We start from the raw sequence: 16,193 nt of genomic DNA, 5'->3' as shown, positions 1-16,193 counted from the left end.
ATTGAAGATTTAAATCAAGCTCTGCGCCTTAATCCTAACCTCGCAGAAGCCTACAAAAACCGAGGTAATGCCCGCGTGCTATTGGGAGATACCAAGGGGGCGATTGAAGATTTAAACCAATCCCTGCGCCTTAATCCTAACGATGCAAATGCCTATCATACCCGAGGTCTTGTCCGCGTGCAATCAGGAGATATCAAGGGGGCGATTGAAGATTTAAACCAAGCCCTGCGCCTTAATCCTAACCTTGCAGAAGCCTACGTCCACCGAGGTTTTGCCCACGGGCTATCAGGAGATATCAAGGGGGCAATTAAAGATTCCAACCAGGCCCTGCGCCTTAATCCTAACCTTGCAGAAGCTTACCTCTACCGAGGTAGTGCCCGCGTGCAATCAGGAGATGTGAAAGAGGGAATTGAAGATTTGCAGAAAGCATCTGATCTATTTCAACAACAAGGGAAAATAGCCGAATATCAATATACTCTCAATTTAATTAACAAGATAGACAATAGATAAATTTTCAGGAGATATATCTACTGTGCAACTTTGCAGGAGTGAACAATTCAACATCTAAAATCCAAAATGGTATTACTTAGAACTTTCTAATACCTTCAACAAACTCTTCAACATCAAATAAGCAGAAGTTCCTCCTGGATCTTGATGTCCGATACTCCGTTCTCCCAGGTAGCTAGCCCGTCCCTTTTTTGCCTGCATCGGTATGGTTTCTTGCAACCCCCTTTGGGCTGCTACTACAGCTTGTTGCATAGCTTCCAGCGTTCCCTTACTTTCTCCTACAGTTTGTCCACAAGCAGCTACAGCCGGAGATAGCACATCCACCATTGTTTTATCTCCTAGTTGCGCTTTTCCACGTTGCACCACGCCGTCTAAGCCTGCTTGGAGTATCCCTAAAACATCTTGTTCTGTTAATTCTTGCTTACCAACTACTGCTGTACTTGCTCGTAAAAACCAGGTGCCATAAAGAGGACCACTGGCACCACCAATAGAAGAAATCAAGGTCATACTCACGGCTTTGAAAATGCTGCTGATGTCTTTGTCTGTAAGAGTTGGTAACTGAGCGCTTACCTTTTTGAAGCCTCGATCCATATTGATTCCGTGGTCAGCATCTCCGATCGCAGCATCTAATTCTGTCAAATAGGCTTTATTCTGCTCTATCTCTGTTGCAAATGCCTGCAACCATTGTAATATCTGCGCTTGACTCACCATATTAAAATAATTCGTAATTTAAAGACGGTTTCAGACTGTTATTTAAGGAAAAATCACCTATCGATAAGAATCTGCTAAACTTCACGATTCTTAACCATGCTAGCTTCCTTGTGTAGCTGACAGAAGTCCCACAATCCAATAGGCTGATCTTAAAGTGGTAATTTTTTACCAAGCTCATCTGCACAAAAAAGTAGATGACTATGTGCAACATGTTGCCTATTTTCTCTCATCACTTAGTGGTTAATAACTACATATACAGAAGATGCCCCTGAAAATCGTCCAAAACTTTGATGGCAGTTTCACTCTTGAAGCACAAGCTCAAGAAATTCTATTCAATTTATTGACAAGCGTTGCTTTCTTAAACCAAATTTCTCAACAGTTGGGGTGTGAGCAAGTTAAATTTACAGAACTACTTTTCCAACCAGTTCCTTACAGCTTAACTACGACCAAAGGAATGCCAGCAGAATTTGAAAAGTATCATGAATCTGATGAATATGCCATCATCAACGTACCACCAAATTTCATGTTTAATGCTAAGATTTTTAAACCCAGTCGTCTTTGTGCAATTTACCAGAAATTGGGTAATGGTTAATTTTCAAAATAGATTTAATTCAAGAATTCAGCACCCAGAAGTCAGAAGTCAGAATTTAAAATAATGCAGCATGTACAGCACATTTATGGATCAAATTTTATCCTAATTATTTAACTATTCTGAATCCTGACTCCTGAATTCTTACAATTTAAGCAATTTTCACCTTTGAAAGCAAATAGCAAGTTTGATATTTGATCTATGGCTACTGAAACAAATCTTTCTTCTTTGGCAACCCTAGAATATATTTCTTATATTGACGCTCAGGGTCAATTGCCCGAACAATTTCAGGGTAAAATCGGGATATATGCGATTTTTGACCAAGAAAAAGTACTCCAATTTGTAGGATACTCTCGTGATGTTTACCTTAGCCTCAAGCAACATTTAGTCCGTCAGCCACAGCAATGCTATTGGGTCAAAGTTCAAACTATTGAACGCCCTAGTCGCACAATTTTAGAAAATACTGAAAATGCTTGGATTGCTGAAAATGGTAGTGTGCCTTGGGGAAATGGGGATAACAAGGAAAAATGGACTGATCCCATTGATGTCAAAGTGGTAATGACACCTGAAGAACAGGCAAATTATCAAAATCCAGCTAATGATGAATTAGCAACAAGGAAAATTATTAAAAATGTGGCGCGGAGAGTAGAAGCAGAAATTTCAAAGCAATTACTAGAAATGCGAGGTTTGCAAATGGAAATTCGCTTCAATCCTAAATTGAAAGAAGAAGGTTTACTAGATTTGAAATGAAGGTAGTTTTGGGGAAAACTATCTTATGAATATCACTTGTAATCTCCCATGACAATACAGCTGCTAAACGATCGCTATCAAGTTATCCGCACACTGGGTGCTGGTGGGTTTGGTGAAACCTATCTCGCAGAAGATACGTATATGCCTTCAAAGCGTCCTTGTGTGGTTAAACAGTTAAGACCGATTCACAACAATCCCCAAATTTATCAGTTAGTGCAAGAGAGGTTTCAACGCGAAGCAGCGATTCTTGAAGAACTTGGTGGTGCAAATGACCAAATCCCGGCATTGTATGCCTACTTCTCCTCTGGTGGACAATTTTACTTAGTTCAGGAGTGGGTTGAGGGTGATACCTTAACTGGAAAAGTCCAAAAGCAGGGGCTATTTAGTGAAGGCGCTGTCCAGGAATTATTCATGAATTTATTACCTGTTCTGGATTACGTCCACTCTCGGCATATCGTTCACCGCGATATTAAACCGGATAACATCATTGTGCGTAATCAAGATGGTAAATCGGTGCTAATTGATTTTGGTGCTGTGCGGGAATCAATGGGAACAGTAGTAAATTCTCAAGGCAATCCTACCAGTTCGATTGTGATTGGTACACCTGGCTATATGCCGAGTGAACAAGCCGCAGGTAGACCAGTTTTTTCTAGTGATTTATACAGTTTAGGAATGACGGTAATTTATTTGCTGACTGGTAAACAGGCGCAGCAACTAGAAACCGATTCCCAGACGGGTGAAATTGTTTGGCGACAGTATGCTGGTCATATTAGCCCAATTATGGCAGGAGTGATTGATAAAGCGATCGCTTATCATCCGCGCGATCGCTACCCTACAGCCAGAGCAATGCTGGATGCTTTGCAGAGCATAGCAAATCCAATTCCACCGACGCAACCCCTCTTGACTCAACCAACTGTAGTCTCTGCACCGCCACCTCAGACAGTACCAGTCAAGCAACAGCCTAGCCCTCAAAGTGGTAATAGTCAGAATAATATCCTCATGGGCAGTTTGATTGCAGGTGGGTTAATTGGTGCATCTGTGATTATTAGTCAAGTATTACCAAAATCTTCTCAACCCATAACAGACAAAACGGTATTACCTTCAGAAACACCGTCAAATGTCACCACCCCAGTGATAGAAACTCCCAAAATTACACCAACCCCCCCATCTGTTCCAATTCAATCTATACCTTCCTCAACGACATCAGTACCACCAGTAGATACTACCGCCGCCAACAATTTTTTATGGCTTTCCCAAAGACGGGTAACTGATGCAGATTTGGATGGTAAAGACGGTTTGGAACTTGATATAATGCGAAATTCGGTTTTTGCCAGTCATGGACGCCGCTTTGATACTCCGGAATTACAAGATTACTTTAATAACCAATCTTGGTATCGTCCTATATATTTACCAAAAGCATTTCCACTTAGATTACTGTCAAAACTAGAGCAACAGAATGTAGACTATATCAGCAAATATCAAGACCGTTATGGCTTGAGACATTTTAAAAAATAAGTTTTTCACAGTGGGGCAGTGGGGGATTTCAGCACTGGGAACTCAAAACTTATAACTATTTTGCCCCATGCCCTTGCGTAAGTCCTAATTTTAGTTTGGACTTATCAAAAAAATTTTTGCTACTTATTTAGATAATATCTAGGTTAGGTTATGTAGTATATCAGACAATTTTATGGAAATTAAATACCCTAAAATCGAAAGACATTAGGGGCTAATTCTAGCGAAATGTATATGGGGTGAGAAAAAAACTATATTTGTCTGCCATAAACTACATCTCCAGATACTAGGCAGTTTCAGAACCAAGAATTTATATTCGATATATAAGATAGCTATCTTTGAGATTAGCAATCCATAAGTTAAAGAAATGCCATTTTTATATTTTCTTTGTTATTTTGTATTTAACGGGACAGTTCTTGATGATTTGGTGGGTTTAAATAACAATTAGTTAAACCATTTCTCTCCAGAGATGCATGTAAAATCTTTGCATTGTGCTTGTCTTCGTTATCTTCACAATGCAAAATGACCAGACACATTACATGGCAATATTCCCAATCGGCAAATAGTTCATCTACACAAGGAAAACCTTGCCTAAAACTATGCTTAAAACAAATAATCAGCGTATTTTTCTGCCTGCTTTTATTAAACCTTTAGAAGAAAAGAATCAAATAGGTAGTAAAAAGCAATTTGCTCAACCTAAATTAGATTTACTGCAACCATTACGTCAATGGCTGGACAAAATTGAGATTCAGAATCGGAAATTCGCCAAATTTATTGCTAAACTGATCCCCGCCCAGTGTCCGTTCGAGCGTGATATTATGCTTTTTGGTCGCATAGTAGGGCACATTCCGCCAATGTGCAAACTCAATCCGCTTTATAACGAACTTGTCTACTTGCGTTTTCGCGCTTTGTGTTATCTAGTAGATCAGTGTGGAGAGGATATTCAATCCTACTGCTGAACATCACTAGAGAAAACACTATCTATATGGAAATTAAAATTGAGCGTCAACCCAGACAAGAACATCTCAATGAATTAGGTGTATTTAAATGGGAAGTTTGGAAAAAGGAAGTCTCAAAATTTCCTTGGACTTATGATTCTCAAGAAACTTGTTACTTTTTGGAAGGAGACGTAATTGTTACTCCTGATGGTGGACAGCCAGTGCAAATGGGTAAAGGCGATTTAGTGATTTTTCCCGCTGGTATGTCCTGCACATGGGAAATTACCAAGGACGTAAAGAAGCATTATTACTTTGATTAGTCAAGATTCAAAATTGATCCCCTTTGTTTTCTTGATGATCCCGAAAACCAACATCTCATCACTCAATTTTGATTTGTATTATAGGGAAGTTCGCGGCGAGTATCGTAGGATAAAGTTGCAGAGTCCGTAAATTGCTTATATCCATATCTGTCGAAACTCGTTGCGATTCCATTCCCTAAACAATATTCATAGAAATAGATAGTCTGATTTTCTCAAAATTTGGCAGTGGACAATGATCCCCGACTTCTCAAAGAAGTTGGGGATATTGGATATTGTGCGATCGCTACCACAGGGAATCTTGGGAGTTCATAATCGTATTAGTGGGAGTTTATATGCTCTTTAGCAGAAAAATGTTTGATCCCACGGCAATTTTATTGAGGAAAATCATTAACAATGTTACTACATTTAAGTACTTGGCAAGAAGTTGAAGCTTATTTACAGCAGTCCAAGGGGATTATTTTCCCTATTGGTTCCACAGAACAACATGGGCCAACGGGGTTAATTGGCACTGATGCGATTTGTGCAGAAGCGATCGCAGCTGGTGTTGGTGATGCAACTCAAGCGATCGTTGGCCCTACAATCAATGTGGGGATGGCACTGCACCATACTGCTTTTCCAGGCACAATCAGTCTGCGTCCCAGTACTTTGATTCAAGTAGTGCGAGATTATGTAACTTGTTTAGCCAAAGCTGGTTTTAGCAAGTTCTACTTTATTAACGGACACGGCGGGAACATCGCTACCCTCAAAGCGGCTTTTTCAGAAACTTACGCTCATTTAGAAGATTTGCAGATTCCCAATGCTCAACAGGTGCAATGTCAAGTTGCAAACTGGTTTATGTGCGGTTCTGTATATAAGCTAGCTAAAGAATTATATGGGGATCAAGAAGGTTCTCATGCAACGCCAAGTGAAGTAGCTCTCACCCAGTACGTTTATCCAGATGCGATTAAGCAAGCACCCCTTTCACCAGAAGTTGCAAGTGGACATAGGATTTATAGCGCAGCTGACTTTCGAGTGCATTATCCAGATGGACGCATGGGATCAAATCCGGATTTAGCAACGCCAGAACACGGTAAGCAATTTTATGATTTGGCGGTAAAAGAACTTAGCAAGGGGTATTTGGAATTTGTGAATGCAGAGTAAAAACTTATAGGCGATATGACGAAAGTTTTAGCAGTGCTGCAACAAGGTTTAAATTCCCAAGAACACACGGAGTTTGTTGAGCATTTAGCTTAGTAAAACTTAATACAAATGTATTGAAAAATACAAATTGTTAATGTAAAACGTGATATATGAGCCGGTAAAAGTTTCCTCTTTTTCACACAATCTCCCTGGGGAAGTTAGTTAATAGCATTTTTGGTGTGAGGTAATTCTAGAGAGTTCCGGCGAATAGGGAGAAAGTATTTGGCGAAAGACATTGAAAACAGTACAAGTCTCAATACTGCTTGGGTTTTGCATTTTTAACTCGGAATTGGATTTGGGGAAAAGGTTAAAGGTTAAAGGGTAAAGGTTTTTTCTTCCCCTTTTCCCCAAATCCCAACAAGTATTGATACAAGTCTCAATTTCTAAGAATTGGGAAAGTTTGTTGTCAGCGATTTATAAACAACACAGTTATGTCCACCACTCTCGGAAGAAGCGAAAGCGGCAACCTGTGGGATCGTTTCTGTCAATGGATTACTAGCACCGACAATCGGCTTTATATTGGTTGGTTCGGCGTTTTAATGATTCCTACCCTATTGACCGCTACCATCTGTTTCATTATTGCCTTTATTGCTGCACCCCCCGTCGATATTGACGGCATTCGGGAGCCAGTTTTTGGTTCTTTATTATACGGCAATAACATTATCACTGGTGCTGTTGTACCCACATCAAATGCCATTGGTTTGCACTTCTACCCAATTTGGGAAGCTGCTTCAATGGATGAATGGCTCTACAACGGCGGCCCTTATCAGCTCATTGTCTTGCATTTCCTGATTGGGATCTTCTGCTGGCTCGGTCGGCAATGGGAGTTAAGCTATCGTCTGGGGATGCGTCCTTGGATTTGCCTTGCTTACTCTGCTCCTGTAGCTGCTGCAACTTCAGTTTTCTTAATTTACCCAATTGGTCAAGGTAGCTTTTCTGACGGGATGCCTCTTGGCATTAGCGGCACTTTTAATTTCATGTTGGTATTCCAAGCCGAGCATAATATCCTGATGCATCCATTCCATGAATTCGGTGTAGCTGCGGTGTTCGGTGGTGCTTTTTTTGCAGCAATGCACGGTTCTTTGGTGTCTTCGTCTCTAGTCAGAGAGACAACTGAAGCTGAATCCATAAACTATGGGTACAAGTTTGGTCAAGAACAAGAAACCTATAGCATCGTAGCGGCTCACGGTTACTTTGGGCGGTTAATCTGGCAATATGCCAGCTTTAACAACTCGCGTTCCTTGCACTTTTTCTTAGCCGCTTGGCCTGTAGTTGGTATCTGGTTGACGGCATTAGGTATCAGCACGATGGCATTTAATCTCAACGGGTTCAACTTTAACCAATCAATTCTGGACTCCAAAGGTCATGTAATTAATACATGGGCAGATGTGCTAAACCGCGCCAATTTAGGTATAGAAGTAATGCACGAGCGCAATGCTCACAACTTCCCCTTGGATTTGGCGGCTGGTGAGGCATTGCCAGTGGCAACGATGTCTACGATGGGCTACGCCTACGCACCTGCAATACATGGTTAATTGTAATTTGAAATTCACCGCGCTCTCTGTTTAGAGGGCGCTTTTTTTATGAAGCTCTAGTTATACAAAGATTTACACAGCTAAAATATTAAAAAAATATCTGGTGTATTTGGGTACAATTACTAAATTGTTACTCATTTACATTAGTAAATGCATTGGTATAAATAAAAATAATTATCAAAACTGTGAGCAGTGAGTAAACTAACTACTGGTGGTTATTCCAAGAGTTTAAATTTATTGTGTTTCCACTGACTAACTAAAAAAACTCGAATTTTAGTTTTTGTCTCAATTCAATATAAAATCTAAAACTTAAAATCCAAAATCAACATGGCAGACCTAACTCCTAATTCTAGTTTTAGTTTGACACTGCGCTTGCAGATTCCTAATCGTGTAGGGATGCTGGCGTCAGTAACCCAGGCGATCGCAACCACTGGCGGTAATCTCGGTCAAATTGATTTAATTGAGCAAACCCGCAAAGAGTCCACCCGCGATTTGACTGTGGATGCTGCTAGTACCGAACATGCTGAAACCATTGTGCAAGCAGTGAAAGCATTGCCAGATATCAAGTTACTCAGTGTCTACGATCGCACCTTTAATTTGCATCGTGGTGGCAAAATCAGCATTACCAGCAGAATTCCTCTGAAGAGTGTTTCCGATCTAGCAATGGCTTACACACCCGGAGTTGGTCGAATTTGTACAGCGATCGCTCAAGACCCAGAGGAAGTTTACAATTTAACCATCAAACAAAACACTGTTGCTATTGTTACCGATGGTAGTGCCGTTTTGGGTTTAGGAAATCTCGGCCCAGCAGCGGCTCTCCCAGTTATGGAAGGCAAAGCAATGCTGTTCAAAGAATTTGCCGGGCTGGATGCTTTTCCCATCTGCCTTGCTACCCAAGACACAGAAGAAATTATCCAGGCAGTTAAGAATATCGCTCCGGTATTTGGGGGTGTGAATTTAGAAGATATCGCTGCACCTCGCTGCTTTGAAATTGAAAAAAGATTGCGCCAAGAGTTAGATATCCCCGTTTTTCATGATGACCAGCATGGTACAGCGATTGTTACCTTGGCAGCGTTGTTCAATTCTCTAAAGCTGGTAAATAAGGCAATGGCCGAAATCCGCATCGTGATTAACGGTGCTGGAGCGGCTGGAGTGGCGATCGCTCGGTTACTGAGGAAAGCTGGAGCAGAAAAAATCTGGATGTGCGATTCTAAAGGGATTATCTCTACTAGTCGCACCGATTTGACAGAAGAAAAACTCGAATTTGCTGTGAAAGCTCAGGGTACATTAGCAGGTGCGATGCAAGGCGCAGATGTATTTATTGGTGTCAGTGTACCGGGAGTTTTGACACCAGAAATGGTGCATTCGATGGCGAAAGACGCAATTGTGTTTGCAATGGCAAATCCCATTCCAGAAATTCAGCCAGAATTAATCAGTCAAGATGTTGCGGTCATCGCGACAGGTCGCAGTGACTACCCGAATCAAATCAATAACGTGTTAGCTTTTCCTGGAGTATTCCGTGGTGCTTTAGATTGTCGGGCACAGACAATTACCACCACAATGTACTTAGAAGCTGCAAGTGCGATCGCCTCCTTAGTCAAGCCTTCAGATTTGAATCGAGAACATATTATTCCGTCAGTCTTTGATGAGCGTGTCGTCACTGCTGTTGCTGCTGCTGTGCAACGTGCAGCGCGTGAAGAAGGTATCGCTCGGAATTAATTAAAATAACGACTCTTATGGGATGGGTATTTTAGTACTGGTGTCAAGTTAAAAAAAGTAGAATCTTGTCAACAGGGTAAAACTCAATGGTTAAATTCAACACCCTTGTATTGAGTTTAACCATGAGTAAGCTAGTAATTCAGTACATAACAAAAATTCCAGCTTTCAAGCTTTCATAGCTTAACGTCTGGTTTTTTCTTGGCAACTTGAGATGAAATCAAAGCCTTGACATTCTCTAGCTTCCAGCAATTGCCTAACCGTATCACCAGGCTGACAACTCATCAAAGTTGCCCCAATCGCAGCCAATGTCACAACAGTGGTTAGTGCCAGCACTGTAGCTCGTTTTCTAGGTTTGATTGTAGTGACTAAAGTATCTATCCCAGTGGCAGTACCAACAACCTGAATTCGCTGAAGTGTTTTTAAAGCAAAAGATGCATTGGCATAGCGACGTTTCCGGTTACGTTCTACCATTCTCATCAACCACAACCGAAAACGTGGACTGATTTGAGGAACTAATTTCTGAAAATTAAATCGATAGTTATCATCAATTAATTTCCCAATTTCAGCAGAACGAGTATTAGTAAGTAAGCAAATCAGCGTTGCTCCTAAACTATATAAATCTGATGCTTCCGTTAGAGGATGACCAAACTGTTCCTCTGGTGGCATAAAACCTGGAGTTCCGGCTACAAAGCTGCTAAGAGCTATTTTTGCACCCTGTATCCTAGCTAAACCAAAATCAACCAGATAAGCATTTAGTTGCTCATCAACCAAAATATTCTCTGGCTTAATATCCCGATGAATAATTGAGGGAACTTGCTTTTGCAAGTAAACCAAAATTTCTAAAATTGACAAAGCAATTTGCTTAATTTCTTCAGGATGAAAGCTGCGTCTTATACCCAATGATGGGGCATTTTTATATTCCTGCACCATATAAAAAACCCCTGGTATTTCAAAGGAATCTACATAGCGAGGAATGCGGGAATGATTCAGTTGTTGCAAGATTTCAATTTCGCGTTCATAGGCTTTTATGCCTGACAAATCCGCACTTGCATGAGCAAAACAAAACTCTTTAATCACCACCTGTTCATTAGAGTTGAGGACATTAGCTAAATAAGTAATGCGTCCCCCTTCTCGGTTGCGTCCTAGTTCGCTGATGACTTGATAGCCTTGTTGGGAAAAATCTGGATGATGACTTAAGGGAATTATTCCTTTATGTTCATTACGCACATCAAGCTCCATTACATTCACCAGATGAGTTTGATTTTTTCAAAGTGCAATAAAAAATAAGAGTGACTCACCCAGATTGTTAGCCGCATTTTTACCTTGCACGCGCCGAGGTGCATAGGCACAAAGTTATTCTTGATGACGGACACTTTGCTCAATATAGGAATCCGCTTTGATTTCTGAACTGATTTGCGTGGTGCGCGTTCGCGGAGCGTGTCGCAGACAAGCGCAGCGCAAGCGCGATAGGCAGGGAATAGGCAATAAGCAATAGGCAACAGTCAAGAAGGCTTCTTAGTTGTACTGAGTTTTTTCAGAAATCAAATATGAGTCCTATATCATACGCAAGTGTTAATGGACAGTTTGCCCTCGTCTTAAGTCTAGGCATGAAATTATAGCGGTTCTCGAATGGAAGCAATACACTTTGACCTCTCTCCAAACCTCTCTCTTAAAAGGAGAGAGGCTTTAAGTCTTACTCCCCTTCCCTTGCAGGGAAGGGGCTGGGGGTTAGGTCTGTATTTCATACAATTGAGAACCGCTATATTGACTAACTGAGTATCAAATTGTGAGTTAGGAGTTAGGAGTAAAACTTCTAATAATTTTTCAGTTCTAACTTTTAACTCATCACTCTTAACTTCTAATTTAGAACCCTTGATATTGTGCCAGCCAATCGACAATCTGAGCATTGACAACATCTGGAACTTCATCGTGAGGACAATGACCGGCATTGGGAATGGGAACAATTTTGATTTCTTTGCCATTCTCACGCGCCTTTTCGTAAATCTTGGCCCCGGTAATTGGTGTCCAAGGGTCATCGGCACCCCAAATCACTAATATAGGACGTTCTACTTTGGGCAATAGTTCCTCTGGGCTTGGGCCAGGAGGGGCTGTGAGAATAGATGCGAAGACTTGTTGCGCTCCTGGGTCGCAAGAGGGTGTATAAAGTAAATCGACTAATTCATCGGTGACGGCTTGGCGATCGCGGTAAACTTGGTAGAGGGTGCGGCGAATTTGAGCTTTTTGGCGGATGCGGTTATAAACAAATTTACCTGTAATTGGCGATCGCACAAACCGATTAAAAGTTGCCATTACCATCCGTAGCGGCGGGTTCAATTCGTGAGGACGATGACTCAACCCACCCGCAGAATTAATTAAAATACCACCAGCAGCAATTTCTGGATGTTCTACCAGTACAATTAAGCTCAAAAGTGCGCCGATGGAGTTGCCAATAAATACAGCAGGTTCCTGTATATGTGCTGTGCAGAAATCTTTCAGCAGTTCCACCCAAACTTCCACACTGTAATCAATAGGCGCTTTATCAGAACCACCAAAGCCTAAAAGGTCTATGGCAAATACCTGGTAGCCAGCATCAGCTAAAACTGGGATATTTTTGCGCCAATGTCCAATGGAAGCACCGAAGCCGTGAACCAGTACCAAAGGGCGTCCAGTGCCCATAACAGTGTACTGAATTTTGTAACCCTGCCAAGTCCAAAAGAATTTTTCAAAAGCGTCTTGAGTTGCAAGCTGCTGTGTCGTTACAGTCATTATTAAGATTAATAAAGTGTTTCTTTAATATAGTAATGTTCTCTGACCTCATAACTTCTCACTCAGCAATGATTAGATGTTAGTTCCATTCACTCCAAGGGATTAATAAGTCGAGGGATACCAAATACCCCTGTGACTTTTTAGACGAATGGTAGTGTGAGATGAAATACATGAATCAAAGTTACTTCGCTCAAATGAGCAAGTTTGTTCTGGCTGCAACCTCTGTGGCAATATTTTCACCAATAGCTTCTGCATCTGCAACTTTAGGGTTCTCTACCACCGTCGCCCAAATATCTAAGAATTCCACAAGTCAACAACTTTTAGCCGATAAAAAAGTAGAAACAAGGAGTCGTACTACTACTATTGAGCGGCAAACTATCACCACAGAAAGCCGCAGTAGTAGTGTTTCTACAAAAGGCAAAAAAACAGGTTTTAGCCTTGCCATTTGGGAACCATCGGGTAACTTGTCAGAGGTGATTGCTCGCATTTCTGTCAAGAGTAAAGGTAGCAAGGGCTATTTAAAAGAGCGCTTTTTGGGCGATTACAAATACAAGATTAAGCAAAAGGCAAAATTTGCTAAGGGGTTAAAAGCTAGCGATCGCATCGTCGTGCGATTGTATGATGTTCAAAACCGCTTTATTGGCTACAGTGAATTTGAGTGTTTGTCGGCAAACACCACAGTTAACCTGATTTTGTCAGCCAAACCTACAGAATACCAAGTCGTTCGCACTGTTTATGGTGTTGATGCTGACCAGAATGGCACTATTGACGCAGGTACTACCACTTACGACTACTTCACCCAAGTCAGCGACCAACGTGTTAGTTTCCTAAGCAGTTCCCAAACCTTCCAAGGTAGTCAGTTCCAAGTAGAAGGCTTATCAAAAATTGCAGGAACCAGCGTTTATCCCACCTCTTTCACTCAAGGTGAGTATGCTTTAGTGCGTCAATCGTTCGTGAGCGTCTTTAGTTCCGACTTGGCAGAGGCTTTACAAGCTACTCCAGGTAGTTTGGTGCAGGTGATTGAAATCAGCGATAACTCTAGCTACGATATCAGCCAAATGCTGATGAATTATCGCCAAGTTGGGATGTCTCGCGCTCTCCAAGTTGGGTTTTCTGATGTTTCCACAAACTACTGGGCTAAAGATTTTATTGCCGAATTGGCCTCAATGGAAATTCTCGAAGGTTTTCCTGATGGGACTTTCCGCCCTGATGCACCAGTAACTCGTGCTCAATTTGCGGCAATGTTACGGAAAGCCTTTACCAAGGGGAAAATTCGTCGAGCGATCGCATTTAAAGATGTTTCAACTCAATATTGGGCTTACAATGCCATCAGCGAAGTTTATCAAATGGGCTTTTTAAACGCTGTTATTGGCAAAGATTTCAACCCCACTCAAAGGCTTTCCCGCCTTGAAATTTTGGTAGCATTAGCGCGGGGATTAAATTATCAAACCAGTGCTTCCACGGATACAATCTTATCTGTTTATAGTGATTCAACTACTATTCGTCGTGAATATCGTAGTCTGATTGCTGCACTTACACAACGTGGTATAGTCGTCAACTATCCTAATGTAAAGATGCTAAATGCTGAACGGGTAGCAACCAGGTCCGAAGTATCTGCTTTGCTATACCAGGCATTGTCTAGTACTGGACAGGTAGCAAATATCTCCTCGCAGTACGTCGTTGGGCAACAACAACAAGTTGCAGTTGAGGAGCAGACAGAAACTTTAAGGGAAGGTGTCAAAACGCGTCGCAATTGCAACCAAGGAATTGGCAATGGTGCTGAGGGCTGTGACCCAGGCAATTCCCGCCCTCACGGTGGCAGTAATGATGAAGGTGGACGTACTCCTGGTAACAGGTAATAGCATTTTTTTAAGAGAGGCGATTAATCGCCTCTCTAGCTTGCTCGACTGTAAAACTAATTTCCTGACCATAGGAAATTTCTAGTGTATGACCATCTGGGTCTCGAATAAAAGCCCAGTAACCAACGGGAGAACCCCAGTCATTTGGCCCAGCCAGCAGTATTCCCTCAGCGCGTGCCTCATTGCACAGGCGATCAATTTCCCCGCGATTCTGATAAGCTACCCCAAGATGGGATTGTGGTAAGAGTGCGCCTTCTACTTTAGCTGCTTTAATGAGGACAATTACAAAAGGTCTAGTCAGGTCACTAATCCAAGCAACATCTGATTGAGTCGCTTGATCAATGCGATGATGCACGACTGTCATCTGGGCATACTTTGCATAAAATGAGATACTTTCATCAACATCACTGACTGCAAGTGCAATGTGAGTAAAACCAAGATCAGACATAAAAAAAACCCGTGTGTAGACTTGACCGGACGAATGTAGGTATTGGCCTCAGTGTTTATTAAGAATTAAAACATGACTAAGCTGATCGAATACGAAGAAGCCAGCGACGAAGTACGTGCAGTGTATGATGACATCCGCGTTACACGTCAAAATGACTACATCAATAATTTCTGGAAAGCCATAGCCAACCATCCCCCCACCTTACAAAGAACGTGGCAAACGCTAAAGGAAGTGATGACCAGCCCTGGTGAGATTGATCCACTAATGCGCGAACTGATTTATATCGCCGTGAGTGCAACCAATGGCTGTGAGTACTGCATTGCCTCCCACACAGCGGCTGCGCGTGCCAAGGGTATGAATGATACTATGTTTGGGGAACTAATGGCGATCGCAGCCACAGCCAATATGACCAATCGCCTCGCCAATGGCTATCAGATTCCGGTGGACGAGAAATTCAAGACGTAGGAGTTTAGCCTTGTCTATCCCTACTTCAAAATAAGGTTTAGCAGAATTATTCACTATGCCCAAGGTTCAGATTAACGGGATTGATTTGTTCTACGACATTAAGGGAACAGGTGAGCCTTTGCTATTAATAGCTGGCTTTCTTTGTGATCATGCTTATTGGTCGCTGATTATGCCATCGCTGGTTTCACAATATCAAGTCATTCGCTTGGATAACCGAGGTATGGGGAGAAGTTCTGCTCCCAAAAGTCCCTATAGTCTGAAACAGATGGCTAGTGACGTTGCAACATTGCTTGACCACATCGGAATTAATCAGGTGCATCTAGCTGGTCATTCAATGGGTAGTCAGATAGCCCAAGAACTAGTGTTAGCGCACCCTGAAAAGGTAAAAAGTCTGATGCTACTTTCATCTTTGGCAAAAGGTGATGCATTATTCAACAGCATCATCAAGACTTGGGGCGAACTTCCTAGTAATGTAGACTTAAAACTTTATGAAAAAGTCGTATTGCCCTGGATATTTACAGATGCGTTTTACTCGATTCCTGGAATGATCGAAGGTCTGATTGAATTTGCCATCAGATATCCTTTCCCGCCTGCAACTCATTCACTCTATCATCACAGCCAAGCCATCCTTGGTAGTGACACAACAAATCTTCTCCAACAAATTCATTGTCCTACCTTAGTTGTGGTTGGTAAACAAGATATTCTCACTCCCCTAAAGTTTTCTCAGCAACTTGCTCAAGGTATTCCCAATGCTGAACTTGTAGTCATTGAACGTGGTGGTCATGGCTTTTTGATTGAGTCGCCGGATGCTGTGGTTTCAGCTATGCTCAACTTTCTGGGAAGTTGAAGCCAGCTTATACCAATTCGGAATTTTAAATTTGGGATTCTAAATTCT

16 protein-coding genes are annotated in these 16,193 nt (G+C 41.7%); 12 read left to right on the top strand and 4 right to left on the bottom strand.

Features of this window, described 5'->3' with window-relative positions; all coding sequences use genetic code 11:
- A partial coding sequence (locus ABF638_RS17865) for a tetratricopeptide repeat protein (RefSeq protein WP_435024270.1) occupies window positions 1–510 on the top strand: 510 nt, incomplete at its 5' end.
- A gap of 72 nt (window positions 511–582) precedes the next feature.
- On the opposite strand, the gene dhaL is transcribed toward ABF638_RS17865, so the two are convergent.
- Window positions 583–1,218, bottom strand: a complete 636-nt coding sequence (gene dhaL, locus ABF638_RS17860; protein ID WP_435024268.1) for a dihydroxyacetone kinase subunit DhaL — start codon at window positions 1,216–1,218, stop codon at window positions 583–585.
- Window positions 1,219–1,480: 262 nt separating this feature from the next.
- Here dhaL and ABF638_RS17855 point away from each other — a divergent pair, with 262 nt between their 5' ends.
- The 8 genes from ABF638_RS17855 (at window position 1,481) to ABF638_RS17820 (ending at window position 9,760) form a co-directional block, all read left to right on the top strand.
- Window positions 1,481–1,810, top strand: a complete 330-nt coding sequence (locus tag ABF638_RS17855; protein ID WP_435024267.1) for a hypothetical protein — start codon at window positions 1,481–1,483, stop codon at window positions 1,808–1,810.
- Window positions 1,811–2,008: 198 nt separating this feature from the next.
- Window positions 2,009–2,557, top strand: a complete 549-nt coding sequence (locus ABF638_RS17850) for a GIY-YIG nuclease family protein (RefSeq protein WP_435024265.1) — start codon at window positions 2,009–2,011, stop codon at window positions 2,555–2,557.
- A gap of 48 nt (window positions 2,558–2,605) precedes the next feature.
- Window positions 2,606–4,072: a protein kinase domain-containing protein gene (locus tag ABF638_RS17845; RefSeq protein ID WP_435024263.1), complete on the top strand. Its 1,467-nt coding sequence runs from the start codon at window positions 2,606–2,608 to the stop codon at window positions 4,070–4,072.
- A gap of 596 nt (window positions 4,073–4,668) precedes the next feature.
- Window positions 4,669–5,028, top strand: a complete 360-nt coding sequence (locus ABF638_RS17840) for a Mo-dependent nitrogenase C-terminal domain-containing protein (RefSeq protein ID WP_435024262.1) — start codon at window positions 4,669–4,671, stop codon at window positions 5,026–5,028.
- A gap of 26 nt (window positions 5,029–5,054) precedes the next feature.
- Entirely contained in the window at window positions 5,055–5,327 is a 273-nt protein-coding gene (locus ABF638_RS17835; protein WP_435024260.1) for a cupin domain-containing protein, read from the top strand.
- Window positions 5,328–5,720: 393 nt separating this feature from the next.
- Entirely contained in the window at window positions 5,721–6,467 is a 747-nt protein-coding gene (locus tag ABF638_RS17830; RefSeq protein WP_435024258.1) for a creatininase family protein, read from the top strand.
- A 470-nt stretch (window positions 6,468–6,937) separates the two neighbouring features.
- Entirely contained in the window at window positions 6,938–8,041 is a 1,104-nt protein-coding gene (gene psbA / locus ABF638_RS17825) for a photosystem II q(b) protein (protein WP_435024257.1), read from the top strand.
- Window positions 8,042–8,368: 327 nt separating this feature from the next.
- Complete coding sequence (locus ABF638_RS17820) at window positions 8,369–9,760, top strand: malic enzyme-like NAD(P)-binding protein (RefSeq protein WP_435024256.1); 1,392 nt, start codon at window positions 8,369–8,371, stop codon at window positions 9,758–9,760.
- Between the two features lie 180 nt (window positions 9,761–9,940).
- Here ABF638_RS17820 and ABF638_RS17815 read toward each other — a convergent pair whose 3' ends face one another.
- Window positions 9,941–10,999, bottom strand: a complete 1,059-nt coding sequence (locus ABF638_RS17815) for a serine/threonine protein kinase (protein ID WP_435024255.1) — start codon at window positions 10,997–10,999, stop codon at window positions 9,941–9,943.
- 624 nt (window positions 11,000–11,623) lie between these two features.
- Window positions 11,624–12,526, bottom strand: a complete 903-nt coding sequence (locus ABF638_RS17810) for an alpha/beta fold hydrolase (RefSeq protein ID WP_435024253.1) — start codon at window positions 12,524–12,526, stop codon at window positions 11,624–11,626.
- A gap of 170 nt (window positions 12,527–12,696) precedes the next feature.
- On the opposite strand from ABF638_RS17810, the gene ABF638_RS17805 reads away from it, so the two are divergent.
- Complete coding sequence (locus tag ABF638_RS17805) at window positions 12,697–14,385, top strand: S-layer homology domain-containing protein (protein ID WP_435024251.1); 1,689 nt, start codon at window positions 12,697–12,699, stop codon at window positions 14,383–14,385.
- 10 nt (window positions 14,386–14,395) lie between these two features.
- On the opposite strand, the gene ABF638_RS17800 is transcribed toward ABF638_RS17805, so the two are convergent.
- Window positions 14,396–14,833, bottom strand: a complete 438-nt coding sequence (locus ABF638_RS17800; protein WP_435024250.1) for a VOC family protein — start codon at window positions 14,831–14,833, stop codon at window positions 14,396–14,398.
- A gap of 72 nt (window positions 14,834–14,905) precedes the next feature.
- On the opposite strand from ABF638_RS17800, the gene ABF638_RS17795 reads away from it, so the two are divergent.
- Window positions 14,906–15,298 carry a carboxymuconolactone decarboxylase family protein gene (locus ABF638_RS17795; protein WP_435024248.1) on the top strand — a complete coding sequence of 131 codons (393 nt, stop codon included), beginning with the start codon at window positions 14,906–14,908 and terminating at the stop codon, window positions 15,296–15,298.
- Between the two features lie 55 nt (window positions 15,299–15,353).
- A complete protein-coding gene (locus ABF638_RS17790; protein ID WP_435024247.1) occupies window positions 15,354–16,145 on the top strand; it encodes an alpha/beta fold hydrolase in 792 nt (263 codons plus the stop codon).
- Window positions 16,146–16,193: the final 48 nt, after the last annotated feature.

The organism is Nostoc sp. CALU 1950, assembly GCF_051172895.1.
Lineage (GTDB): Bacteria > Cyanobacteriota > Cyanobacteriia > Cyanobacteriales > Nostocaceae > Nostoc > Nostoc edaphicum_A.
The sequence above is the reverse complement of the archived record's forward strand: the minus strand, read 5'-3'. Positions and strand labels throughout refer to the sequence as shown.

What these genes read in the sequence shown, in the direction of transcription:
- dhaL (WP_435024268.1), bottom strand. Translation starts at nt 1,218, where the DNA reads ATGGTGAGTCAAGCGCAGATATTACAATGGTTGCAGGCATTTGCAACA.
- ABF638_RS17795 (WP_435024248.1), top strand. Translation starts at nt 14,906, where the DNA reads ATGACTAAGCTGATCGAATACGAAGAAGCCAGCGACGAAGTACGTGCA.
- ABF638_RS17805 (WP_435024251.1), top strand. Translation starts at nt 12,697, where the DNA reads ATGAATCAAAGTTACTTCGCTCAAATGAGCAAGTTTGTTCTGGCTGCA.
- ABF638_RS17835 (WP_435024260.1), top strand. Translation starts at nt 5,055, where the DNA reads ATGGAAATTAAAATTGAGCGTCAACCCAGACAAGAACATCTCAATGAA.
- ABF638_RS17790 (WP_435024247.1), top strand. Translation starts at nt 15,354, where the DNA reads ATGCCCAAGGTTCAGATTAACGGGATTGATTTGTTCTACGACATTAAG.
- ABF638_RS17830 (WP_435024258.1), top strand. Translation starts at nt 5,721, where the DNA reads ATGTTACTACATTTAAGTACTTGGCAAGAAGTTGAAGCTTATTTACAG.
- ABF638_RS17810 (WP_435024253.1), bottom strand. Translation starts at nt 12,526, where the DNA reads ATGACTGTAACGACACAGCAGCTTGCAACTCAAGACGCTTTTGAAAAA.
- ABF638_RS17850 (WP_435024265.1), top strand. Translation starts at nt 2,009, where the DNA reads ATGGCTACTGAAACAAATCTTTCTTCTTTGGCAACCCTAGAATATATT.
- ABF638_RS17855 (WP_435024267.1), top strand. Translation starts at nt 1,481, where the DNA reads ATGCCCCTGAAAATCGTCCAAAACTTTGATGGCAGTTTCACTCTTGAA.
- ABF638_RS17800 (WP_435024250.1), bottom strand. Translation starts at nt 14,833, where the DNA reads ATGTCTGATCTTGGTTTTACTCACATTGCACTTGCAGTCAGTGATGTT.
- ABF638_RS17820 (WP_435024256.1), top strand. Translation starts at nt 8,369, where the DNA reads ATGGCAGACCTAACTCCTAATTCTAGTTTTAGTTTGACACTGCGCTTG.
- ABF638_RS17840 (WP_435024262.1), top strand. Translation starts at nt 4,669, where the DNA reads ATGCTTAAAACAAATAATCAGCGTATTTTTCTGCCTGCTTTTATTAAA.
- ABF638_RS17845 (WP_435024263.1), top strand. Translation starts at nt 2,606, where the DNA reads ATGACAATACAGCTGCTAAACGATCGCTATCAAGTTATCCGCACACTG.
- ABF638_RS17815 (WP_435024255.1), bottom strand. Translation starts at nt 10,999, where the DNA reads ATGGAGCTTGATGTGCGTAATGAACATAAAGGAATAATTCCCTTAAGT.
- psbA (WP_435024257.1), top strand. Translation starts at nt 6,938, where the DNA reads ATGTCCACCACTCTCGGAAGAAGCGAAAGCGGCAACCTGTGGGATCGT.